Origin of the sequence: Amycolatopsis sp. NPDC059657 (genome assembly GCF_042734395.1) — a bacterium.
GTDB lineage: Bacteria > Actinomycetota > Actinomycetes > Mycobacteriales > Pseudonocardiaceae > Amycolatopsis.
The window spans coordinates 26,486-49,144 of the sequence record NZ_JBHWEB010000039.1 but is presented as its reverse complement, the minus strand read 5'-3'; the positions used below and the strand labels follow the sequence as shown (position 1 = coordinate 49,144).

Genomic DNA, 22,659 nt, shown 5'->3' with positions numbered 1-22,659 from the left:
GGCGCCCTCCTGGGGGCCCCGGGTGCGGGGCCGCCCTTATTATCGTTGTGGGGGGGGTGGGGGTGGGGGGGTTTTCCCCCCCCCCCCAACGCTCACGACGTCGGTCAGAAGTGCTCGTCCCCCTTATCCCAGTCCATGGAGGGCCTCGGGACACGGGGGTTCAGGGCTTCCGCGATCCAGATGAAGCGCTGGCTGCCGGCTGGGTCGGTCACGCTGACCGTGAATCCAGCGCGCATGCAGGCGTCGGTGTTGCGCGTGTGAGTGTCGACCAGGCACTTGTGAATCTTGCGTACCAGGGTCTTCCCGTCCCGCTGCACCTCAACGGTCAGCCACGTCGGATTGGTCTTGCCGCACCCGTAACCCTGCACCCTGACATTCACAACGGTCGCCGACGCCTGGTAGCCGGTTGTGACAACCGCGCACCCCGTGCCACCCCCACCGGGATGTTCCCCGGCCTGCGCGGGCGCCGCCATGGCCCCCCCGGACATCAAAAGCCCGAACGTCGCTCCAACAATCCTTGTCGCCTTCTTCATTGTGCTACCTCAAAGTCTTGAGCCGCGGCGTTTCGCGAACCTTGAGAGCAGCATGACGACGCGCCCGCCCAGACTCCGCCCAGACGAAGCCCACGCCCAAGCCCGGGCCGTGTCTGTCTCAGCTGTCCCGATGGGTGAAGGCGGTGGTCGCTCGGGCCTGGGAGTTCGCGCCCAGGTTCACCACCGCGCCGCCACCTTTCGGCACGGCTCGGTTGAACGTACCCGCGAAGCCTTCCGGGGTGACGAAAAGGCCCCAAGCCGGTGTCCAGTCGTGTATCTCGCCTGTCGAGGCGTCCACCACCGGCTCGGTCGCCGCTAGTACGCGGCGTTGCACCACGAAAGACCGTCGCACAGCCTCGTCCAGCAACTCCGCCCAGTCCTTTTCGGACGTTTCCCAGCCCGCTACCACGCCGTGGCCGCCGAAGTCGCGCGGTGGCTTGACGATCAAGTGCTCACGTTCGTGGATGCACCGGTCCACGAGGTCGCGGGTGACCTTTCTGGTCCACGGCAGCACCCGGTCGACCAGCGCCCGTTCCGCGGCGGACATCCAGCGCGCGTCGGACAGCAGTGCGAGTGCTCCTTTGTTCGAATACAGTGAACTGCTCATCGGCGTGAACAGCGCGCAGGTGCCTGCCGCGTGCGCACGGAGGATCTGGTCGACCGCGGGGGTGTTCGCCGGTACGTGGTCCACGGTGAAATAGCGCAGCACCACGTCGATCCGGGTGCCGCCGAGAAACAGACGCCTGGAACGGGTACGCACCTCGCTGAGCCCGCCCAGCACCACGTCCATGCCGAGCCGGGAGAACGCCTCGGCGTAGGAATCGAGCAACTCGCGGTACGCGGGCAGGTCGGAGTCGGCGCACACCAGTGCCACTACCGGATCCGGCACGGGTGACGCCGCCCGCAACGACCGGGCCACGGCGGCCGTTGTGTCGACGTACCCCAGGCCGTGCTCCGCCGCGAACGAGGCGAACGATGGCACGCTCAGCAACGCCTGGTGCAGGGAGGTGGTGTCCAGGCCGCCGAGGTCGCTGGCGACATTGAATTCCAGCATCGTGAACGACGAGCCGTCACGGTAGAAATCGGCGCGGCCGTACTGAAGTGGCGGTCCGTCGTGATAGGACGTCAGCAAGCCGGACGTCACGGGATCGATGCCGAGCGTGGAGCAGTAGCGCGCCACGTCGCCGTCGAACACACGGGAAGGCAACGACCCCAGAAGATCCAGCACGGCGATCGCGTCGCGTGCGCACGACAGGAGCTCGGACTCCGGCACGAAGAGTGGGCGGGACAGCAGATTGCCGCGCCAGAACCGCCGATAAGCGGGTGGTAGCTCCGCAGCCCCGACCGCGTCCGCCAGTGCCGGGTTCGAGATATACCGCGCCGTGACGGAGTTCATGCCGCCACCGCCTCAGGCAGGTCTCGCAGCCGACGCAGCGGGGAGAGCAGCAAGACCATCGCGGCGCCAAGGAAACCGGCTCCGGCCACCACCAGCGCCCACCGCGCGCCGAGTGCCGTGCCCAGCAGGCCACCCGCCAGCGCGCCCAACGGGAGCGCGCCCCACATCAGGAAACGCACGCTCGCGTTCATCCGGCCGAGCAGGCGGTCCGGGCAGATCGCCTGGCGGAAGCTGAGGTTCGACACGTTGAACACCGAAAGGATCAGGTGTGCCAAGAAGAAGCCCGCTGCGAAGAACGCGAGCCCCCAGCCCGGGAAAGTCAGTGGCAGCAACAAGAACGCGGGCACACACGCGAGCTCGGACACCCAGATGGCGCGCGAGCGGCCGATCGCGTCGGCGACCTTGCCCGCTACCAGTGCGCCGGCCAGACCGCCGGCGCCGGCCAGCGCGAGCAGCGCTCCGACCACGGACCCCGCCAATGCCAGCTCTTGCGCCAGCAGCACGACGACCAATGGCTGGGTGATGCCGTAGCTGAAGTTGAAGATCGTGGCCGCCACCGTAGTCGTGCGTAGCAATCTGTTGCCCAGCACGAATTTCAGGCCTTCGGCGATCTGCGAACGCAGCGAACGCGCCTCGGAGTTCGCGGGTAATTCCTCCACCGCGGGTATTCGGGACAACAGGAACGCCGACGCCACGTAGCCTGCGGAGGTCAGGAAGACGGCGTTGACGGCACCGAGCGCCTGGGACAGCACGCCGCCGAGCGCGGGACCCGCGGCCACCGCCGTCGAGCGGGTGGACTCCAAGCGCCCATTGGCGGCCACCAGTGCCGCTCGCCCGACCAGCGCGGGCACGTACGACTGGTAGGTCACGTCGAACACGACCTGCGCGAGGCCTGCGGCGAACACCACGAACAGCAGTTGCGGGAACGTCAGCACGTCAAACCACCACAGCGCGGGCACGAGGGTGAGCAGGCCCGCTCGCAGCAGGTCACAGCTGATCAGCACGGGACGTCGGCGCATGCGGTCGGCCAGCACGCCGGCAGGCAACGCGATAAGCAGGAAGCCCGCGGTCTGTGCCGCGGACAGCAGTCCCAGTTCGAAGGGGGTCGCGGCGAGCACGGTCGCGGCGAGCAGCCGCACCGACACGTCGCCGATCTGACCGCCGAACACGCTGGCCGCCTGCCCCGCCCACAGCAGTCCGAAACCGTTCCCCCGAGCCTTTTCCACGCGAACACAGTTGCACGGGTATATTTTTCCCACAATGTGAAGTGCTCAGCCTCACACGCCGATCTCTGCTATTTAGACCCCTGCTTGAAGAGATCTCTGAAACAGTGCAGGCATGATCGACGCCAGTGGGCGCAACCGGCTCGCGAATCAGCCGGACGAATTGTTCGCATACGGAAGTCTCACGTTCCCCGAGGTGCTCGACGTGCTACTGGGCCGCGTTCCGGAATGCGTACCGGCAACGGCGCCCGGCTGGCGCATCGCGGCTTTGCGGGAGCGGCCGTTTCCGGTACTCGTGCCCGGTGAAGGAGTTGCCGAAGGTGTGCTGGTCATCGGTCTCACGTCGGCTGAATGGCAGGTGGTCGACGCGTTCGAGGCGCCTTCGTACGAACTGCGTGAGCTCGACCTCGACATCGGTCCCGGTTGGACATACGTCGCGGGTGCCGAGGCGGACGCGGACTGGGGAATACTGCCGAGCGACTGGGTGAGAGCCGATTTCGACCTGCATACTTATCTGCGGCGATGTGCCGAATGGCGTAATACCATTACCGCGTGATGCAGTTCAATGCGCGTTATGCGGAAAAAGTTCATTGTTAAGCGCACGCACGCAAGATGATAGTGCGGAGAATTTCTAGGGGGTTTCAATGACTGCCATCGTGCGGTCGAGGACGGCGCACGCCGTCATCGATTCGGCATTGGGAGGCTGCGCGGAGTACCGGGCTTTCCGGAACGGCCTGATGTCGCGTGCCGACTACTCGCGATGGGTCGAGGCTCACTTCGACGAGCTGAGCGAGCTGGGGTTGAACCGCGACAAGCAGAACCTGTCCACGCGCTTTCCCAGTGACGACCACGCCTGCGTGACGGACCTGCTCGCGGCGCTCGCGAAGGACGGGCTCGTGCCGGGCACCGAATACCCGGTGGACGCGTTCGAGGAGTTCGCCCAGCGGGTCGCCGAAGAGTGGGACCACGGCGGGCGGACCACCTTCATCTTCTCCGAGGAAGCTCGGCTGATGTTCGCGCTGGCGCACCAGGTGCGCCCGCGCAACGCGGTGTTCCTCGGCTCCTACTACGGGTACTGGGCGATCTGGGCGCTACCGGCCATCGCTGCCACAGGCGGGCATTTGACGCTCGTTGACGTCGACGGAGATGTGATGGCGCTGGCGGAACGCAACATCGCCGCGCTCGGCTACGCGAACCTGGTCGACTTTGTGGTCGCCGACGCCGCCGAGTACGCGCGCACGATGAACGACGTGGACCTGTGCGTGCTGGACGCCGAGGGTCCGCTGGACGCGCCTGACCCCGATCTGCGGGACAAGGCGATCTATTACCCGCACACCCGGGCCATCAGCCACGCACTGCCGGCGGGCGCGTTGCTCGTGGCGCACAACGTGCTGCTGGATAATTTGACCGAGAACGCCTACTTCGCGGGCCGCATCGCCGGCAACAAGGCCCAGTTCGCCAAGTGGAAGGGCCACCTGGACGCGTTCTACGACGTGCACCAGGTGTTCTCGACCACCGAAGGCGTTGGCGTGTACCGGAGAAACAGTTCGCCATGCGCGGGATAGCCGGCCTGCCGACCGTGCGGGTGGCCACGTCCGCAGATCTGGAGGACATGCGGGCGATCTACAACCACGCGGTGCGGCACACGGACGCCACCCTTGACACCGACGAGAAAACGCCGGAGCAGATGGCTATCTGGCTGGCCGCGCACGGCGGCCGCAACCCCGCCGTGGTCGCCGAGCGGGACGGCCAGGTCATCGGCTACGGCACACTGAGCCCGTTCGCGCCTCGTGGTGGATATCGGCCCAGCACCGAGATCTCGGTCTATGTAGCGCCTGGCGCGCAGGGCACGGGCGTTGGCAAGACGTTGACCGGCTGGCTGGTGGACTTCGCGCGCGACGAGGGCTACAGCACGATCATCAGCTTCAACACCGACACCAACATCGCGTCGATCCGGATGATCGAGCGGTACGGGTTCGCGCGCACCGGCTTGATCCAGCACGTCGGGGCCAAGCTGGGCAGTCTGGTCAACCTCGCGGTCTTCCAGCTGATCTTCCCGGAAAACCTATCCCGCTACCAGAACGAACAGGACAGCACAGCATGACGGACCTCGCCTTCGACCACCATGTCGCGCAGCAGCCGGACGTGGTCGCGGCTCTGCTTGACACCGAGTCGCCCGTACTCGACCCGGACCGTCCCATCGTGTTCACCGGTATCGGCACGTCACTGCACGCCTGCCGGATCGCGGCGGCGTGGACCCGGATCGTCACCGGCGGCCGCGTCCGCCCGGCCGCGATCGACGCGCACGACCTCGCGCTGAGCGAGTCCGTGCGGTCCGCTGACCAGGTCGTCGTGGTCAGCCACCGGGGCACCAAGCGCTATCCGAACCAGGTGCTGGCCGCGGCCGCCGAGGTGGGCGCGTCGACGATCGCGATCACCGGCGTGGGGGACAACGCCCCGGTGGCCGACGTGGTCGTGCGCACCTGCCCGCAGGAAAAGGCCAGCACACACACGGTGTCGTACACGGCGGCGCTGGCCGTGCTCGGCGGTCTCGTAGCGCGGACGTTCGACGCCGCGGACCTCACCGAGGCGCTGGCCGGGGCACCCACGGCGATGCGGGCGACGCTCGAACTGCCGCTTCCCGCCGAGGCGGTGGACGCGGTCGTGTCCGCGTCCCCGACCCTCGTCACCGGCACCGGGCTCGACGCGATCACCGCGGCCGAGGCGGCGCTGAAGCTCAAGGAGGGCACCTATCGCTGGGCGGAAGGTCTGCACACGGAATTCGCGCTACACGGCACGCCTGCGGTCTTCTCCTCCTCGACCGCCGCGTTTCTGCTCCGTTCTGGAGCCGACGGTGGCCGGACCGCCGACGCCCAGGACCTGCTCGACAAGCTAGGCGCGACGACAATGATCGTCGCCGAAGACGGCGACGTGCGCTTCGCGGCGACCCACCCGCTGGCGCGTCCGCTGGTGACCGTGTTGCCGTTCCACCGGCTGGTGTCGGCGGCGGCCGCACGGCTCGGTGCGAACCCCGACCTCACACACCTCGAAGCCGAGCCGTGGGCGAGTGCCATTCGCGCCGTGCAGCTGTGACCACAAGGGTGCGAACGCGGCGTTGCCAACCCAGCGTTCGCACCCTTGGGCGTTGAGCTTGCGGGACAACAGGCCCCCTGGGACGCAGGTCACCGAGACGGTGAAGTAGCAGACACTGCCAGCGGAGGACCATCTGCGAGGCAGGCCCGCGATTTGGTGGGTCGTGTGGGACTCGAACCCACAACCTACGGATTAAAAGTTTCCTGGTCAGCGGTGTCGGCGAGTGTCGTGCAGTGTCGCCTAATGCCGATTGTGCAGCTAGAAACGAGAGGCGTTCGTTTTCGACTACCATCGAGTGCCGCGCAGTGTCGGGCAATGTTTCGGCACAGGAGCACCCGGGGAGCGCCGTGCGGTGAGTGTTCCCACTGATGGCCGTCCTCGTGAGGGTCCATTGCGGGGAGTCGGATCTGGGCCTGATGTGGCGTACGAAGCTGGCCGGCGGCGGCTTCGGAACTACGCCGGGTGGGCGTATGAGCCAGATGCTATCGCGACAGAATAGTTCGATTTTCGCCATATTTTCGCCCCTTTTGAGCCTGTAATGTGCCGTCTCGAGAGTGCCTGATTCTGTCCGCAGGGTTTCGACCACATCACTGCCTTCCTAGTGATCATGTGTGCCTACTACTTGACGCGCGTCTGGGCTATTCGCTCTCCGCGTCGCTCCGGGCTCCACTTGTGTCGGATGACCCGCTGCGGGACTACCAGGTCGCCAGCGGTGGGACCATCGATAGTAGTGCAAAATTGGAACAGGTTCTCGTGCGGGTGGTTGGTGAACGCTGCGTTCCCGAACGATCGGTAAGTGGCATGAGCGTGGGACAGTTCATGCCAGGAAGGCTCAGTCGGCGAGACCGTTGGCCAGAGCTTTCGCCAGTTCGTGCGGTGCTGGTCCGGTGTCGAGCAGATCCAGGCCGCTCGCAGCCCAGGATCGTGGGCTGGGCTGGGCCGCTACTACCGCGAGGCTGCCTCTGAGGAACTTCTTCCAGCACTGCAGGTGGCCGTCGGCCAGCGTGGCGGGAGACTTTGTCCTCTCTCCGGGCCCACTGGGTACCTTGTCGGGACTGTATTTGCTTACGATCTTGCGCGATCATTTTCGTAGGTTTTGTGTGCCCAGTTGGAGCCATCTGGAGTAATGTGGCGCAGTCGGGGCACTGCTCAGTGGGGGATCTTGATGCGGTTTCAGACTTTCGGATTGTGTCCCTCAAGCCAGTGGTGGTCGGGCAGGGGCTCGACGGGGCAGGTAGGCGCTTCGTTGCGATCGTTTGCTGCCGTGTTCTCTGTTCTGGCAGAAGTAAGGGAGTTCGGTCCCTTCGGCTCTACTCTTTCTTGATCGGCTAGCCCTGCTTATATACGCAGTTCTGTCGAGCCTCCGACGTGCTTCTCTTTGGGCAAGACAATCTGATGAATCGAAAGGTTGGCGATGGTCGTTCAAGCACCGAAGAAAAAGTCAAGTGTTGCAAGCCCTATCACTATGGTGCCACCAAAGGTGGATCCGCCAGCGATAGTTGCGGCCGCGGGGCGCGCGCCTGACAGCCAAACCAATATTGTGGTTGCCATGCCGCACAGTAACGAAAGGAGAATAAGAATCGCAAATGAAAGTGCCTTGCCATTCACGGGTTCGCGCTTTCCTTTCTGGTTTTCTGCACAAGATTTAGTCGGATTCTCTGACGATTCGGTATCACCGGCAGGGAAGGCTTCTGTCTGTGCGCCCTATTGGACAGGTTGGGTGGTGGCGTGGTCACCTCTTCTGGACTTACTATGACTGCCTCTGGACTTGACATGACTTGGAGGCGCTGATGCCGGCGCATATGCGTCCGCTGCACAACGATGGCCCGCTTGTCGGCTTCGCCAGGGAGCTTCGAGCCCTGCGTGACTCCGCTCGCCCGCCCGTGCCGGTGCGGGATATCGCGCGTCCTCCTGGCAAGTACATCCCAGGGGACGCTCGCTACGACAGGCCGGCTAAGCAGACGATCTACGCGGCTCTGTCGGGGAAGCAATTGCCGACCGAAGAGACGCTTGAAGTGATGGTCCTTGCGTGGTCTGGGCGCGGGAACGATGATCTTCATGGCTGGAGGAGGCGTCGCCGAGCAGTGCAGGAGAAGCTGGCTGCAACCGCGGCGAAGCCGTCGACAAAACCATTTTCACTAAAGGCTGAGGTTATTTTTCAATCTCTTCCGAAAATAATCGATCATTCTGCAGAAGCGGCAATTTTTCACGAGAAACTTCTTTTGGCCATAGGGGAAAAGGTAGAAAGCTTTGATCTCCTTACGGTATACCCAGAAAGGACCGCGCACGCCGTATACTTTGGCTATCGACTCCCCAGTGAAGATGTGCTGAACGACTTCTTGAGGATTGCCAAGGCGAACGACAAAGACTCTGATGACCTGCATGTCCTATGGCGGCGCGCCAAAGATAGTGTCGGATATATTGCCGCGATGGCGATCATGGCAGGAGGTCAAGGACTCATGGGAAACGCTGCGCTAAAGGAGGTCTATGTAGACGATCCAAAATTTGGATGACGAGACAAATTGAATTTATCCAGAGGGCGCGTAGTCGGCGATCGCTCAGGCCTGGACGCAGTAGCCGGCGAACGTCTCCAGTGCGGTGACTTGTTCATCGCCTGTCATGGCGTCGAACGCGTCGTCGCGATCAGCGGTCGGGCGCATGTCCTGCGGCAGCTCGAGCTGACGCGGCACAGTGTGCTGCCGCAACGAATCCGGCGGGTTCGCTTGACCGGCTAGTGTGGCGAGGCTGCTGGTGTCCCGTCGGGGAAGAGGAATGTGGATGGTCCAGGTCGGTGACGAGCAGATTTATCGCGTGCGGGACTTTGACTCCTCGCAGCGTGTTCGTGTCGTCGCCATCGAGATGCAAAAGAAGACCGCGAAGTACGAGGTCGAGTTCCTCGATGGCGAGAGTGCCGGGAAGCGGGAGAAAGTTCCGGGGAAGCGGCTTCGCGGAGCGTGGTCTGGGGTACGTGAGTACGACGAGCTGATGGCGAACTGGGAACGGCTCGCCGCGTTCGAGCTGACCGATCTCGAGGAATCAGCCGTGGAGACTGTGTTCTCGGAGTTGATCCCGGAGGAGGTCGCGGGTTGGGAGTGGTCGGCGCTGGTGCGTTGGGTTACGACGATCCACGACCCGGTAGCGCTCGCGCCGCTCATCGGGATACCGGTCAGTGAACTCCTCGGTCAGGTCGCTTCCTTCGCGACCGGCGACGGCACGGTGGTTTCCCCCGAGGGCACGCTCATGATCGCCGAGTACGCCTGCCGGGTGAACCCAATGCCGATCTTGGACGGCGTGATCGAGGAGGAACGAGAGTGCCGGGAGAAAACGAAGCGCGGCGAGTCTTACACGAGTCACGACGGACATGAGAGAACGTCGGATCCGGATTGGGAATACCGCTGGTACCTCAAGCACTATCGGCCTCGGCATGAGTTGCTGCGTGGTTGGTGCGGTCATCGCGCGGTCACCATGCAGGAGCGCCTGGCTGCTGCTGAGGCGGAGGTGCAGCGCCTGGATGTGCTCATCACCCGGCTTATCGACCAGATGAAGGAGCACGATCACGGCCATTTCGCCGAGGTGATGGAGCAGGTGCACGAGGAGGAGCGGATCACGGCGGCCAACTACCGTCCCGTTGTCGACCGTCCGCTGAAGCCGTCGGAGATTCCCGTCCGGTATGAGCGCGCGCCTCGACGCTGGGGATACCGTCACTGGTGACGGTCATTGGTTTCTGAAGGCCTGCAAGTCGCTCGTGGTCGGCATGCCTTGGGGAAGGTGAGGACGGACCGCGCGGTCGGGGAACGGGTCTATCGCGTCAGCGACCTTCATGATCCGGTCTGCCCAGGACAGCGCATCCGTGTGCTGCTCCGCAGTCAGCGATGATGCCTGTCGGCGTACCTCCGCCGCGTAGGCACGGAGTTGGCCCGCCTCGGACCAGTGTCTCGCTTGACGCCGTGCCTCCTCATCGATCAGGTTCTCCCGTTGCGCGATCGCGGCGCGTTGCGCTGCCTCGGCCTGACGCTTTGCGCGTTCGACTCTCGCCAGGTCCTCTTGGCGTTGCCGTTCCGCGGCTGCTGCGCGCTGCACGGCGAGGTGTCCGAGTCGGAGCCGGATTTCCTCGAGAATCTCCACGAGGTCGTCCTCGAGGCGATGGTCGTCGGTGTCTTTCCAGTTGTCGGTCCAGAACCGCTCGCCGCCGGCCACGACGATCACGAGGTGTTCATCCGGGACCTGGTCGAAGTCGGGGAAAATGTAGCCCTGGCGCGCTCGTGTGAGTTCGCGTTCTGTGGGTTCGTGGGGCCGCCGGAGCGTGGCCTGGGTGAATCGGAGCCAGACCTCCTCGCGGTCGAGAGCGAACCGGATCTCGTTGTGATGATCGCGTCTGCCGGCGTATCCGCGTGTGTGTCGTTCGGCGTGGAGCGACACGGTCATCCCGAGTTCGCGGGCACCTCGGACCAGGGCGTCGAGCAGGCGGAACGCTCGGTCGCGGGGCGTTCCCTGAACGGGAAAGTCCTCCAGTTCCATGCTCACCTGCACGACATCGGTCGGGTCCGGCAGTGTCGTGGACACGGCTCGGGCCAGTAGCTTGGTCTGCCACTCGGGCGGCGACTCCAGCGTGATCGCCATCCAATAGCTGCCGTCGCGCTGGACGTATTCGAACGACAGCCGCTGACCCTGCGGGATCCGCCCGAACCGCCGCGCCGACGCCGCGAGCTGGCGTTGCTTGGGCACCTGGTCGATCGGCACGAGGACACGATGATCGACTGCGTCATGGAGCTTTTCCATGAAGTGGTCTACAGGTCCTCGCTTCTGCGCGACCGGCTTCACCGGCGGTGTGGCAGCAGGGCGAGCCGCGACAGCCTTAGGACGCTGCTGTGTCCGCGGTGCCGGTGTCTTGGGACTCTGCTGGGGTTTCTCGTCGCCAGACGAGGATCGGCGGTGGTCGTCGCGGGACGAGTATGAGTTGTTCTCGAGGTAGTAGATGCCTTCCTTCGTGATCGAGGCAACCCACGACGGACCGTGGCCTTTCACTACGAGCAGGCCGCGGTTGTGCAGCGCGCGAGCGACCAGGCGGTGCGACCAATCCTCGTAGATTCCCGTCGCGCATCCGCCGCGTACCCAGTCGAGGACTTCTCGTTGAGCGGCAGTGAGCGGCGCCTTCCGGCTGGTCATCTACGTTCCCCCCTTTGAAGGATTCGCGCACGGTCTTCGCGAGTCACAGTGTTACTGGGCGCCGCCGACAGTGTTCAGCCATGCTTGGAAGGTGACCGTCTTGCGAGGCTGCGAGTCGAGGTGGTCAGCAACAGCCTGCCATCGGGCTGTGTCGTCGCCGCATGCCTCGATGATCATGGTGGCCGTTAGGTCGGCCTGCTGCGCGCTGTCCAGGACGCGGTGAGCAGGCAGCGCACGCAGGATGTCGGGGGTGGTGAAGCGGGATCGGAGAAGGGCTTCGCAGGTGGTGTCGCGTTGTTCGGCTCGAGCCCGTAGGTACTTGAGGTGTCCGGCGAGTTCGGCTGCGGGGTCGTCGGACTCGGCGAGCTCACGGTCGGAGGGGACGTGGATGAGCGCGGGACGGCCGGCGTCGGCCGCTCGACGACGTTCGTCCAGCTGGGTGCGTGCCGCGGCGCGCAGGTCACCCTCGCCGTGCTGCTCGACAGACAGCAGCGCAGGCTCATCCAAGGCAGCAAGCAGCGCCATCAAGTCGGCGTGCGGTGTCGCGGGGTTGGTCGTCAGTGCCGCGACCGTGCGGGCCCGTTCCTCCTCCCACGACGGTCCGTCCTGACGCTGTCGCGACAGATAGTCCGGCTTGGTGGCGTGACGCGTCGCCGCGACCGCACCGGAGAGCAAGGCCGTGTCGTCGCTCAACTCCGCCAGCGCGGTGAGCTCCGGCCAATGCGTGAAGCGGCCATCGGGTGCCCAGCCGTCCTCGACGGCTTCCTGCACGACTCGGCGCAGCTCCGTGTCGGCTATGTCGCGCAGGCGTGGCCAGCGGCGCACTCGGTCTGCGGCGTGGGACAGCCGTACCCCTGCGAACAAGTCATCGCCATCGCGCAGGTCGTCACGGGTCACCTCGGGCAGACACGCGGACAGAACGTCGTCGGTCAGCTGTTCGGCATGGTCGAGCAGGATCCGCCGAATATGCTGGGCATCGTTGCCATCGCGAGCGAGTTGCTTCCACAGTTCCGGCGCCGGCTCGAGAAGCTGCCACGCCGTCCCCGCGCGCCTGCGTGCCTCCTGAGCAAGCTGCTCCATCGCCTGCTGCCGCTCCCACTCCGACATCTCGGTCAGCCGAGGCCGCGCAGTCGTCTCGGTCAGCGCAGCATGGATCAGTGCGATCCGGATGGCGGACGGCAGCGAGCCGAAGGTCCGGGTCCACTTCGCCGCGAGATGCTCAACCTCATCGACACCCACCTGGGAAGCCAGCTCGGTGGCACGATCCCGCCAGCCCTGTTCTTCGCAGTACAGAACCAGTCCCGCGAACGCACCATGGGCCTGCACGGCAACCTCAAGCAGCGCCGGACGCGCGGGCCATCGATTTAGAACGTCCAGTGCCAGGTAGCGCGAAGCGCGGCGGATGATCTCGCCCCGCAGCTCATCGTCGAGATCACTCCGCTCCGCCACATCCACGATGTGGCTGGGTGCCAGCGTCGCAACCGTGGCGATCACACCTTGCACCTGAGGACGCGACAGCTCCGGCGCACGGACCAGAGCGGCGAGAACCGGAGATTCCATGCCGACAGCGTGACACGAGATCCATCGCGCCATGGTCTGTGACACTCACCGGAGGCGCACCTCCCGGCGCCGCAACTCACAGCTGGCGCAGGTATCCCGCTGTTGTCGGACGCCGCGGATACCCAATCCTCCCAAGGCGGCGTCGCTTCGCCGGGCGCTGCCGGGCGTGTTGGTGCAGTGTGTGCCGATGACCCGGCAGCAACCCTGGCCACCGTTCGATCTGTCCGCATATCGACACTTGGGTGACCCCCTGGCCGCGCACGAACTGACCCGCGCCGACCACCGGCGCCAGGCCGACCACGTGGCTCTGGCCGAGCATGCCCGCACAACGGTGGCCACATTTCCGCCACTATCAAAGGACCAGATTGACCGCCTGGCCGCCACTTTGCACCGGATTGAGCGACAGCCGCGAAGCAACCTGATGCGCTGGCGGCTGCGGCTCTACTGCGGCCACATGATCGAACGGACCGCCCACCGCGAGTACACAACAATCTACGACGCGTTCTCCGGCGAATGCGTCTGCCCGACCTGCGGGCTCCACCCCTCGATCATCATCGCGGCCACGCCACTAGGCCTCGCCGCACCCGAACAGCCGCCCACAATCGATACTGACGCACTTGAACGGGAACTCGCCTGCGTGGAGAAACGAATGTCCGCCCTTGATCGGGAACGTCAACGACTCACCGACCGCGCAACCGTACTACGGCAGCAGGTGGAGACGATCCGGCCCTGCACAGACCAGGAACACCAGTTCACGGTTCGCCCTGCCTCGACGGTCCTGCACCGACGCGACTGCCGGCACCTCACCAGCTACCGCACGACCGCACCGGGCCGCGAGCTACTACGGCTCCACACATCCCAAGCCGACGAGTGGCTACGAGCGAACCCAGGCCGACGTTCGTGCCAAACATGCCAGCCCGCACCATGCGGCTGACATCGCCGTCAATTGCGGTGACTGGTCACCTCCACGCTGTATACGAGCAGTCGAAACGGTTGCGATGGCACACCTTCGTCAACGGTCATAGTCAGTCGCCGGCGTCGTAACTTCAAAGGCGCCCGCCGGGCTGACCCGGCCGAACGGCCTGGCACTTTCGCCCCTTGGAAGAACCCTGGTGTACAAGATCGCGGTCTGCGGCTGCGGCGTATCAAGAAGATCAGCGGCATCGCGGCCCCCGACGACCCCGGGCTGGGCCTGCGGTTCGTCGTCGATACCGCCCGAGTCCGGGGCAACAGCCCGCAGTGGTTCGGCGGCAAAACCGTGCGGGCCGTCCTCGCCGGCAACCGGGACGCACACCGTTTCGCCGCAGGTCCACAGGGGACTGCCTAACGTCGATAGTGCCGGGTCGTCCGGCCACGCCACACCTGAGGCGAAGCTGCTCTGTCGCCACAACGATGGAGGGATCACCTGAAAACCCCGACCTCACCCGATCGAGTGACTACTGGGCGGTTCTGACGTCCCCTGCTCCTGGCACGGCGTACATTCTTCGCTCCGCATTTCGCGGACGCGCGGCGAGACCTCGACCGGGCGAAGAGCGCCAGTGAGAGGGCGGCAGGGGTTGTGACCGGGGAGGATCCGCTCAGCTGCGAACTATCCACGCTGCACGGCGCCACGATCGTCCGGACCTCAGGTGTGCTGAACGTCCACACCTACCCGCGGCTACGCGACATCCTGCTCAAATGCGCGGCCGACCAGCCCCGCGCCGTGATCGCCGACCTCGACGAGCTCAAGATCACGCACGACTACCTGACCAGTGTCTTCGTCACCGTCTGGATGCGCATCTCGACCTGGTCGGCAGTGCCCCTGATCGTCGTGCCCGGGCCGGCGACCGCGGCACTGTTCGATCACCAACCGGCACGACGGTTCCTCACGACCCAGCCGACCGTGCTCGCCGCCCTCGAGCACCTGCACGAACCGCCGTCGCGGCAGCGCACCGAACTGTGGCTACCGCCGTCGCCCCTGAGTGTCCACGCCGCACGGCAATTCGTCACCGACACCTGTCACAACTGGGACATCGGCGCCATGACCGCGGACGCCGTCACCGTCGCGAGCGAACTGGTCGCCAACGCGGCCCGGCATACACACTCGCCGGCACGGCTGCGCCTGGAACTGCGCTCACGGACACTCACCGTCGCGGTCGCCGACGACGACCCACGACCTGCACCCTTGCCGCAACCACCCGACACCCCCGGCGACCGTCGCGGCGGGCTCCGGCTCATCACCCAGCTCGCCTACATCTGCGGATGCTCACACCGCCAATCCGGAGGCAAGGTCACCTGGGCGGTTCTGCGCATGAGCAGGTGACCGCTGAACGAGTGGGCCGCCACCACGGCAATAGGGTTCTTCTGTCGCGTCCACGGCCGGAGCGATCGTCGCGTACAGCGACGGCACTGTCGCCGTGTTGGCAGGCCGCGTGTTCGGAGCAGACTCCTTGGACCGGTAGTGAGATCGGCGGGACCGTCGGTGGGCAGGCAGCCGCCTCTGTGCCGACCGGTTTCGTTGATCGAATCTGGTGTTTGCGCCGCCGTTTGTGCCCACGGCGTTCGCCGCGCCTGCATCCCGCTGCCGGTACCGGCAGCGCCGGGTTGGACCGGTCTCGCCGGTCACGTCGGCGGCATCACGATGTGACCGCCGTCGGGTGACCGGCCGTTTGGCCTCACGCCGGTCTGGGTACCACGAACTCTGGCCTCGTCGCGTCCCTTGCGCTGACTCGACAGCATCGATGGCAACCCAGGGGTGCTGATGGTGGTGGACGATCAAACACGACTCGGACTCGGCGAGGCCCTCGGCGACGCGGTCAGGGAGTCGCTGGTGAGGAGCGAACAGCTGACCGAGCTGGTGATGTCCGCGCTGTCCCACGCCGTCGAGTTGCGTTCCACCGCCGATTCCCTCACCAGCGCCGCCGTGCGGGCTCGGGCACGTGCACGCCACCGAGTCCGGTACTCCCAGTGCTTGCGCGCGCAGTCGGCCAACACCACTCCAATCGGCGACGGTGACCAGCCCTCTGCCGCACCGTTGTCGGTCCCCGCTTGCGGCAGGCTATGTCGGTAGCGGCCACGAAGTGCAGCGCACAGTACGCGCCTCCACACGCAGTGAGTCAAGTCGGCCTCGGCACGGGATGCGTTTCGTCTCGCGCGTGGAAGCTGTCGCCACGACTGTCCGTATCGGGGCGGGGATTGGACGACCCGGGCCAGGGCCGGGTCGCCGGTGCTTCCGGATCCCGCGGGAACGCGTCGGGAGGCTGCTTACCTGCCAGGCATGCAGTAGAGGGCGTCAAACCAATGGGAACGGAACTTGACCAAGTTCTGGGATTCGACGCGAGACTGGCCTCCTGCCCTTCGGACAGGAACACCCGATGACGGAGCGCCCGCTGAAACTGAGCCGGCGCGTGAACAGGGGGCAATTCATCACCGTGCCCGCAATCCAGACCCGCACGTCAGCGAAGTCGACCTCGGCTTCCTCGCCGGGCTGATGCTGCTGGGGCACCATGCCCTGCAGATGCCGCTGCTCCTCGCGCAGCTCGGCGACCAGCTCCGGCTGACGGCGGGCGACGTACTCGTAGACCACGGTCTGCCCCGCCGCGGTGAACCCATGCTCGGTGACCAGCCGCTCGTAGATCCGCGCGGTCATATGTTTCTGCGTGCGCAGGTGCCGACTGACCAGCTCGCAGCGTCTCCTCGATCAGGCCGTAAGCAAGTTCCAGCACCGAATGTCGCGGCGGCTTCTTTTGTTCCTTGGAGTGTCGGACTCCAGCGCTTCCCACACCGTCCGGCGGTGCTGCACCCCCTGCCGCTCGGCAAGCTCACGGACAGCTACGTCCGGCTCCAACCGTTGATCACGGCGAGTACGTGCGAATAACGCGACGCGCGACAACGACAACTCGGCCGCGTGGGTTCAAGGCGCACATCGTTGCCGGTACGGACGGGTGACGACCCGTCCTTCACGTGACGGGGGGTCCACAACGGACTCGGTGGAGCCGAGACCCGCCGGACGGCCACTGGTGGCGCCAGAATTTCTCGGACAACCGGGGTCGGAACTGCTCGGTATAAACAGCCTGCCGTCGAACCGCGTCTGATAGTCATCCTGACACGTCACCCCTGTGCCTGTGACGCCATCAGTTCGCGCCAGATCTCCATCCTCCTGTCTCGCCACCGACGAACAGAGTTATCGCGGTCCCGTAAGTTCCCTTCGTGCGCCCACACTGTGATATCACCGACGATGAAGCTCCCTTTTGAGGCTGGTAGCTGGTCTTGAGGCAGCGCGCGGACCTGTTCCTCGTCACTGACTGCAATTGCGGCGCGAACCACAGTGTGGATTTCAGTCTTTGTCGGCCAGCGATCGAGGTGCTTCTTTAGCTCGTTGCCGAATATCAGTTCTGCCATGTCGATCTCCTCGAAGTCATGTGCGAAGCTTGGACACTCGTTACCTAGCTCTGTTCCGGTGTGGTTCAAATCAATTTCGCCATTCTCGATCTTTTTTCGTCGCTCTTGGCGCCACCTCTCCCCGGCTGCAAATCTGACTAAGTCGTCTGGATCTGCGCGCTTAGGGGGAGTGCTGGTATCGCAAATCGCGGTGTATCCACACAAACTGCATCGAAGTGGCTGCATGTTCGCAGTATCGTCACCGCCGTCGTGCATCAATAGTGCACGATCCGGTTAATCCTCGGACGATCACCGCGATGACAACGTTGCGGCCGAGTTGCGATCTACTGCGCCGTAGCGACGCGGATCATCACGCGTGCCATCTTCGCGTCTGCTGATGCGATGCCCGGGCCAATCCGGAACGGTGGGAGTCCAGCCAGCGCGCAGTAAGGCGGCGCGCTGCGGCGCTCGCCGTTGCATCGCGCATGGTCAGCTGTCGTTGTCCGCTCACACACCGAGGCGGTCGAGGAAGGTTCGGCGATGACATGCCAGAGACGACGCCTGCTCATCCAGCTTGAAGCCCGAACTCGGCGCCGGGCCATAGCCACCATAGGGAACGGCGTCTCGTTCGAGCACTCGTGCAGCCTGCGCGGCTCTTTCATTTTCATCCGTCACCCAGAAGGCGACGTTGTCGAACAGTCCCATACCAGCGTTGCGCCCCTGACCTCTCACGACCGGCGACTTGCTCTACTGACCGGTGCTTGCTTGCACACCGTCCGTAACACCTTAGCGAAGAAGCAGTCTTGTGACAGTGGCCTGCGCAAGAACACTCTGTCCGGTCGATCACTGCGGCTACGTATAGCCACAACGCAAATGTCGCCACCTGGGTAAACCCAATAGCATGCACGGAACGTGCACGGTGTTGACGGCGAGCACACTAGAAGGCGTTTTTGTTGGCAAGGCGCCAATTTGATGAAGTCGCTGCTCGTTTTCCGCGATTTGCTAGGCGAGTCAGCTCGCCCGGCAACCCGATCACGCCGACCGTCGGGGTCAAACCCGGGGCTTGACAGCCCCTCGCCTGAATCGTCACCCAACAGCTTTGCCGTGGCCGTAGCTTCCGCAGCAGTTGCGACGACTGTTTACACCAGCGTGCGTCAGGACTGTGCTCGCGAAAACCCTGCCAACACTCGGCTGGGACCGACGGGTATTAGTGCCTGAACAATGACCGACTACAACATCAACAAGACCGTCGCGATCATCGTCGGCACCGGCCGTGGCGGCGCGGCCAACCACGTCACGCCGATCAACAGGCAGATGACATGCCGGAAACCGTTACGCCCGCTGGTTGCGTCGCGGAGTTGACGGCGGACCGGTATGAGCTGTTACTTGCAGGCGGCAGTCTGGTGAGCGCCGTAGGTGGCCTGGGCCTTCGTGTAGCCGTCCCCGGCCGAAGACGACAGCTGGTTGACCAGGCCGGAGCACGAGAAGGGCTGTATGTCCAGGTAGGACTGCGCGGACTTGGCTGCCTGCGCGTTCCAGTCGATGTGCAGGCTGTCCACGGCCTGTGTGGCGACGTCCTTCGGGTAGCCATCTCCCGCCTGCGACGACAGTTGCTTGATCAGGCCGGCGCGTGAAAACCCGCTGATGCTGAGATACGACTCGGCGGAACTCCGGGCCAGCTCTACCTGTGGCGAGAACTGCGGTGCCTCACTCGTGGCGGGCGCGACAGCCTCGGGAGTGGACTGCGGCGGCGCGGTGGCCTGGCTCGTGGGCGCGGTGGCCTGGCTCGTGGGTGCCGTGGCCTGGCTCGTTGGTGTGGCGACTTGGCTGGGCGGGGCGGTGGTAGCGGACTTGTCAGGAGTGCTGGTGGCTGCAGCGACGATGATGATGAGCATCAGCGCGGCGACGATGCCCAGAACCCAGGACCAACGGCGGCGCTTCTTGGGCTTGGACGGGAGGACGTTCGGCATGTTGGTGGTCGGCGGGCCGGTGTCCATGGCGGTTCCTTTGTTTGACGGGCTGATAGGTAAGGCGTTTTGATCGATTGGAGTGTTACGAGCTTTTTACGAATGGCCAGCACGGCCAGGAGGAAGATCTCTGGCCACCCGATGTCGACGCCGCACGCCATCGCGACCGCCCAGAGCAGCCTGGCGACTGCGACCAGGAACGCGACGAGGTCGCCCCATCGGCCCCTCATTGCCACGCATCCGGTCCGGCGAGGTGTTCCTGACTGCGCAGGTCGGGCAAGTAGGGCATGCGCCGGGGCGCCCACCGCTACGTCATCAGCACAGCGTCATCGAGCAAGCCCGCGACGTGATCACCGACGAATCCGAGGCACCGTCCGGCGCGTGACTCGAGACGGATCCTCAGCGCCGCGGATCTCCGGCGTGAGTGACCCGCCGAGCCCGAGCCGCATGACTGTCGTGGTTCCGACCTCGGTGAGGTCGTTGACGGAGGTCCGGCCTTACCGACGGCGTGTCGGCCGCAAGTCGAACCCCCGGGCAATCGCTCAAAGGGCTACGAGCTTCATAAGCGTCGCAAGGACGTACATCGCTGAGCGCTACGTCGAGGACGGCAACGTCGACCGCGAAACGTAGGTCAAGGGGTACGCCAAGTCATAACGCCAGCCCTCGCCGTCACCTGTTAGTCGAGACACGTGACGGAGTGCGTGCGCCTTCACATCAACCGAGGGGGAAGGATGCGCTGTGCCGCTTGGCCGAGGACGTACCACAAGCAGGCGGCGATCCTGAGTCGGTCGGTCTCTCTTAAACACGTCCCATCGCGGAACGTCCTCATCTCGGCATTTCCGGACGTTCGATCGCCGTCGCCATGATCGGTCCGCAAGGTAGATCTGGAACATGTTCTCTCGGCGGATCACCTGCTGTTGGTGGTCCACTGGCCAGCAACGGCAGGTGATTCCGCAACAGGTGGCAGACAACACCACCCGGACCTGCGGCTTCACTACAGCCAAGAGGTGCAAGGATCGGTTGCCCACGGAGAAACGCGGTCGCGTCTCGGGACAAACCAGTTCGCCGGTCGTGGTTACCCCGCGCACCGCCGAGGCGCTCGAGCGGGCGCTGTGGGGTGCTCGTCGACGAGGTCTACGGCCTTGACTACGACATAGGAGCCCACTCCGGGCGTGGGTCAGTGTCGCAAGCCCAAACCGATGGCCACGGCGAGCGGGTGCCGCCGCTGCTGTCGTGGGAGCTGGAGCGGCTGGAGAGGATGAAGATGGCTCTGGAGTAGGCGGGCCGACCGGTGACCGGTTCGATCTTCGCCAGCTCGACGGCGGCCTGCGCGACCCGAGCAACGTCCTTCGGATGATCCGGGAGGTACGCGGCGGGGATGAGTTCCTCTGGGTGACCACGCACACCCTGCGCAAGACGACGGCGACGGTGCTCGACGACAAGGGCGTGCACACTCGCCTGGTCGCTGATCACCTCGACCACTCGCGGGTGCCGATGGCCCAGGACGTCTACCTGGCTCGCAAGACGGTCACCTGGGAGGCGGCGGACGCTCTGGAAGACCTGCTGGATAACCAGTCCGCCCCAAAGACGGTGATAGACCCAGGGAGATGATCTTGTAGCAGTCGTAGGTCAGGGCGCTGACCAGGCGAAAGAGTGGGGCGCGTGGGACTCGAACCCACAACCTACAGATTAAAAGTTTCCTGGTCAGCGGTGTCAGCGAGTGTCGTGAAGTGTCGCCTAATGCCGATTGTGCAGCTAGAAATGAGAGACGTTCGTTTTCGAGTGTCGTTGAGTGTCGCCTAGTGTCGGGCAATGTTTTGGCACAGGAGCACCGGGGGAGCAGCGTAGGGCGTGACGTTCTGGTCGGCTGCGGTGAGCCGGTCTGGTCTGGGGAACAGGGGCAACGCCTTTGTGTCCGAACAAAGGGGGAAGCTCAAGACGCGAGCGAAGGGCGCCTCATAGATGCAGGACTCGACGGCGTCGAGGTTCGTTGCCCGAGTAACTTGGCCGCGATGTGGACGGGGCGGACCGCCGATTACGGCCTCGATGGTCGGTGTTCTCTTATCCGGATGATGCGGTCAGGCGCCTGTGTCACCATCGTGGCGTGGAGCTTGGTGAAGGCATGCGTGCAGTTCGCATCCCACCGCAGGATGATGGCTGGCTCGGCTTCGACCTCGCCGAAGTCATGTCCGCGGTGGGCGATCGTGATGACCTGCGGTGGTTCCTGCGGTTTGCCTCGTTCAATGGCGACGTGTCCGCTGTGTGGTCGGATGGGATTGACCGTGTCGAGGCCAATTCTCGTTTGGTCGACGGCGTTCCGATGACGTGGGAGCAGATGCGACGACTGGCAGCGGCGTGCACGCAGATCATCGACGGCGAGTTCCGCGGATATCAGGACGGTCAACTACGCCTGCGCCTGGAAGTAATTGACAGCAGCTACTGGGTTGTCACGGCTGACGATCCTCAGGCACTGACAAGTGTTCGCTTGGCGTTTCACGGCGTGACAAACGATCCGCAGCTTACGTGACAGGAAGCGCCTCTTCACACCTTCTGGAGCGCTCCTACCGGGGAACAGCTGCATGGGCCGATGATCGGTGTACGGGGTCGAGCGCGCAGACCCTGGCGTCACCGAGCATGAGGTCGCCACCGAAGACGTCCTTGACGATCAAGGCCGTAATGTCGCAGTGTCGTACTGGGCCACGCGAACGACGGCAGGCTCCGAGCCGTGTCGACTCCCACGTATGTGGAGGTGGTGGCCGCGGCGGAAGGTCCCGCCTTGGCGGCGGTTTGGTGGAGTTCGCTGACCGGCGGGTGAGAACAGCGCCAGGGTCACTGCTCGTGCTTGTCCGTGAGCTCCTCGATCTTGGCGATGATTTCCCTGTCGGATGCGACGCTGAGCACTGTGAGGCCCGCTAGGACCAGGTTCCTGCTTGAGTAGCCGAGCTTCACTGACAGCCACGCTCGCAGGTCGCCAAGCTCTTGGCGCAGCGCATCCCGCTGCGCGCGCACGTCCTCGAAGCGCTCCTCCGCATCAGCCTGCTCCCTCACGCTGTCAGTTTCACATAGCCCGCAGCCTGGACGTACGGTTCCGATTGGCTCGCTGCTACTCGGCATGCGTGAGCGAGGGGCTGGACTGCGTGCGCGGTCAGCGAGTGGCTAGTGGGGCCGGACGAGGTCGATCAAGCTGTACGAGCCGTCTTCGTGCCGCTCGAAGTACGGTGTGTACCCACCCGGGTTGCCGACACGATGCTTGGGCAAGAACACGCCGTATGTGTGGTCAGCCCAGCCTGGGCAAGCTGTTCGGACGTCTGCTGGCCGAAACCGTTCCGGCAAGGTCCCCTGTGTCCGAGCCTGCCGGATGT

The 22,659-nt window shown here is 64.7% G+C and carries 22 protein-coding genes; 11 read left to right on the top strand and 11 right to left on the bottom strand.

What is annotated here, in order from left to right; translation table 11 throughout:
- Positions 1-104 precede the first annotated feature (104 nt).
- The 3 genes from ACFV15_RS21875 to ACFV15_RS21865 all read right to left on the bottom strand — a co-directional run bounded on the left by ACFV15_RS21875 (position 105) and on the right by ACFV15_RS21865 (position 3,155).
- Positions 105-533, bottom strand: a complete 429-nt coding sequence (locus tag ACFV15_RS21875) for a hypothetical protein (protein WP_378352372.1) — start codon at positions 531-533, stop codon at positions 105-107.
- 118 nt (positions 534-651) lie between these two features.
- The gene (locus tag ACFV15_RS21870; protein ID WP_378352371.1) at positions 652-1,929 is read right to left on the bottom strand and encodes a hypothetical protein; all 1,278 of its coding nucleotides are present in this window, start codon (positions 1,927-1,929) and stop codon (positions 652-654) included.
- Positions 1,926-3,155, bottom strand: coding sequence for an MFS transporter (locus tag ACFV15_RS21865; RefSeq protein ID WP_378352369.1), 1,230 nt, complete (start codon positions 3,153-3,155; stop codon positions 1,926-1,928). Before ACFV15_RS21865 ends, ACFV15_RS21870 begins: the two co-directional genes overlap by 4 nt.
- Before the next feature lie 112 nt (positions 3,156-3,267).
- On the opposite strand from ACFV15_RS21865, the gene ACFV15_RS21860 reads away from it, so the two are divergent.
- The 5 genes from ACFV15_RS21860 (at position 3,268) to ACFV15_RS21840 (ending at position 8,758) form a co-directional block, all read left to right on the top strand.
- Complete coding sequence (locus ACFV15_RS21860) at positions 3,268-3,708, top strand: gamma-glutamylcyclotransferase family protein (RefSeq protein ID WP_378352367.1); 441 nt, start codon at positions 3,268-3,270, stop codon at positions 3,706-3,708.
- A gap of 88 nt (positions 3,709-3,796) precedes the next feature.
- The gene (locus tag ACFV15_RS21855; RefSeq protein WP_378352365.1) at positions 3,797-4,717 is read left to right on the top strand and encodes an O-methyltransferase; all 921 of its coding nucleotides are present in this window, start codon (positions 3,797-3,799) and stop codon (positions 4,715-4,717) included.
- Positions 4,705-5,256 carry a GNAT family N-acetyltransferase gene (locus ACFV15_RS21850; RefSeq protein WP_378352363.1) on the top strand — a complete coding sequence of 184 codons (552 nt, stop codon included), beginning with the start codon at positions 4,705-4,707 and terminating at the stop codon, positions 5,254-5,256. Before ACFV15_RS21855 ends, ACFV15_RS21850 begins: the two co-directional genes overlap by 13 nt.
- Complete coding sequence (locus ACFV15_RS21845) at positions 5,253-6,245, top strand: SIS domain-containing protein (RefSeq protein WP_378352361.1); 993 nt, start codon at positions 5,253-5,255, stop codon at positions 6,243-6,245. The genes ACFV15_RS21850 and ACFV15_RS21845 overlap by 4 nt, the downstream gene beginning before the upstream one ends.
- Before the next feature lie 1,790 nt (positions 6,246-8,035).
- Positions 8,036-8,758 (top strand): hypothetical protein, encoded by a 723-nt coding sequence (locus tag ACFV15_RS21840; protein ID WP_378352360.1) that lies wholly within the window; start codon positions 8,036-8,038, stop codon positions 8,756-8,758.
- Positions 8,759-8,803: 45 nt separating this feature from the next.
- On the opposite strand, the gene ACFV15_RS21835 is transcribed toward ACFV15_RS21840, so the two are convergent.
- A complete protein-coding gene (locus ACFV15_RS21835; protein WP_378352358.1) occupies positions 8,804-8,935 on the bottom strand; it encodes a hypothetical protein in 132 nt (43 codons plus the stop codon).
- Positions 8,936-9,023: 88 nt separating this feature from the next.
- On the opposite strand from ACFV15_RS21835, the gene ACFV15_RS21830 reads away from it, so the two are divergent.
- The gene (locus ACFV15_RS21830; protein WP_378352356.1) at positions 9,024-9,956 is read left to right on the top strand and encodes a hypothetical protein; all 933 of its coding nucleotides are present in this window, start codon (positions 9,024-9,026) and stop codon (positions 9,954-9,956) included.
- A 3-nt stretch (positions 9,957-9,959) separates the two neighbouring features.
- Here the strand turns inward: ACFV15_RS21830 and ACFV15_RS21825 are convergent, their stop codons facing one another.
- Complete coding sequence (locus ACFV15_RS21825; RefSeq protein ID WP_378352354.1) at positions 9,960-10,985, bottom strand: hypothetical protein; 1,026 nt, start codon at positions 10,983-10,985, stop codon at positions 9,960-9,962.
- Positions 10,986-11,462: 477 nt separating this feature from the next.
- Complete coding sequence (locus tag ACFV15_RS21820; protein WP_378352352.1) at positions 11,463-12,971, bottom strand: hypothetical protein; 1,509 nt, start codon at positions 12,969-12,971, stop codon at positions 11,463-11,465.
- Between the two features lie 187 nt (positions 12,972-13,158).
- On the opposite strand from ACFV15_RS21820, the gene ACFV15_RS21815 reads away from it, so the two are divergent.
- Positions 13,159-13,905 (top strand): hypothetical protein, encoded by a 747-nt coding sequence (locus tag ACFV15_RS21815; protein ID WP_378352351.1) that lies wholly within the window; start codon positions 13,159-13,161, stop codon positions 13,903-13,905.
- A gap of 624 nt (positions 13,906-14,529) precedes the next feature.
- Positions 14,530-15,273 (top strand): ATP-binding protein, encoded by a 744-nt coding sequence (locus ACFV15_RS21810; RefSeq protein WP_378352349.1) that lies wholly within the window; start codon positions 14,530-14,532, stop codon positions 15,271-15,273.
- A gap of 969 nt (positions 15,274-16,242) precedes the next feature.
- Here ACFV15_RS21810 and ACFV15_RS21805 read toward each other — a convergent pair.
- The 3 genes from ACFV15_RS21805 to ACFV15_RS21795 form a co-directional block, all read right to left on the bottom strand.
- Positions 16,243-16,599, bottom strand: a complete 357-nt coding sequence (locus ACFV15_RS21805) for a hypothetical protein (protein ID WP_378352347.1) — start codon at positions 16,597-16,599, stop codon at positions 16,243-16,245.
- Between the two features lie 461 nt (positions 16,600-17,060).
- Positions 17,061-17,351 carry a hypothetical protein gene (locus ACFV15_RS21800; protein ID WP_378352346.1) on the bottom strand — a complete coding sequence of 97 codons (291 nt, stop codon included), beginning with the start codon at positions 17,349-17,351 and terminating at the stop codon, positions 17,061-17,063.
- Positions 17,352-17,837: 486 nt separating this feature from the next.
- Complete coding sequence (locus ACFV15_RS21795; RefSeq protein ID WP_378352345.1) at positions 17,838-18,035, bottom strand: hypothetical protein; 198 nt, start codon at positions 18,033-18,035, stop codon at positions 17,838-17,840.
- A 516-nt stretch (positions 18,036-18,551) separates the two neighbouring features.
- Here ACFV15_RS21795 and ACFV15_RS21790 point away from each other — a divergent pair.
- Entirely contained in the window at positions 18,552-18,692 is a 141-nt protein-coding gene (locus ACFV15_RS21790; RefSeq protein ID WP_378352343.1) for a hypothetical protein, read from the top strand.
- Between the two features lie 20 nt (positions 18,693-18,712).
- Here ACFV15_RS21790 and ACFV15_RS21785 read toward each other — a convergent pair whose 3' ends face one another.
- Positions 18,713-19,327, bottom strand: a complete 615-nt coding sequence (locus tag ACFV15_RS21785; RefSeq protein ID WP_378352342.1) for an Ltp family lipoprotein — start codon at positions 19,325-19,327, stop codon at positions 18,713-18,715.
- 1,323 nt (positions 19,328-20,650) lie between these two features.
- Here ACFV15_RS21785 and ACFV15_RS21780 point away from each other — a divergent pair.
- The gene (locus ACFV15_RS21780; protein WP_378352341.1) at positions 20,651-20,908 is read left to right on the top strand and encodes a hypothetical protein; all 258 of its coding nucleotides are present in this window, start codon (positions 20,651-20,653) and stop codon (positions 20,906-20,908) included.
- Positions 20,909-21,401: 493 nt separating this feature from the next.
- The gene (locus tag ACFV15_RS21775) at positions 21,402-21,824 is read left to right on the top strand and encodes a hypothetical protein (protein WP_378352340.1); all 423 of its coding nucleotides are present in this window, start codon (positions 21,402-21,404) and stop codon (positions 21,822-21,824) included.
- Between the two features lie 302 nt (positions 21,825-22,126).
- Here ACFV15_RS21775 and ACFV15_RS21770 read toward each other — a convergent pair whose 3' ends face one another.
- The gene (locus ACFV15_RS21770) at positions 22,127-22,345 is read right to left on the bottom strand and encodes a hypothetical protein (protein ID WP_378352338.1); all 219 of its coding nucleotides are present in this window, start codon (positions 22,343-22,345) and stop codon (positions 22,127-22,129) included.
- Positions 22,346-22,659 lie beyond the last annotated feature (314 nt).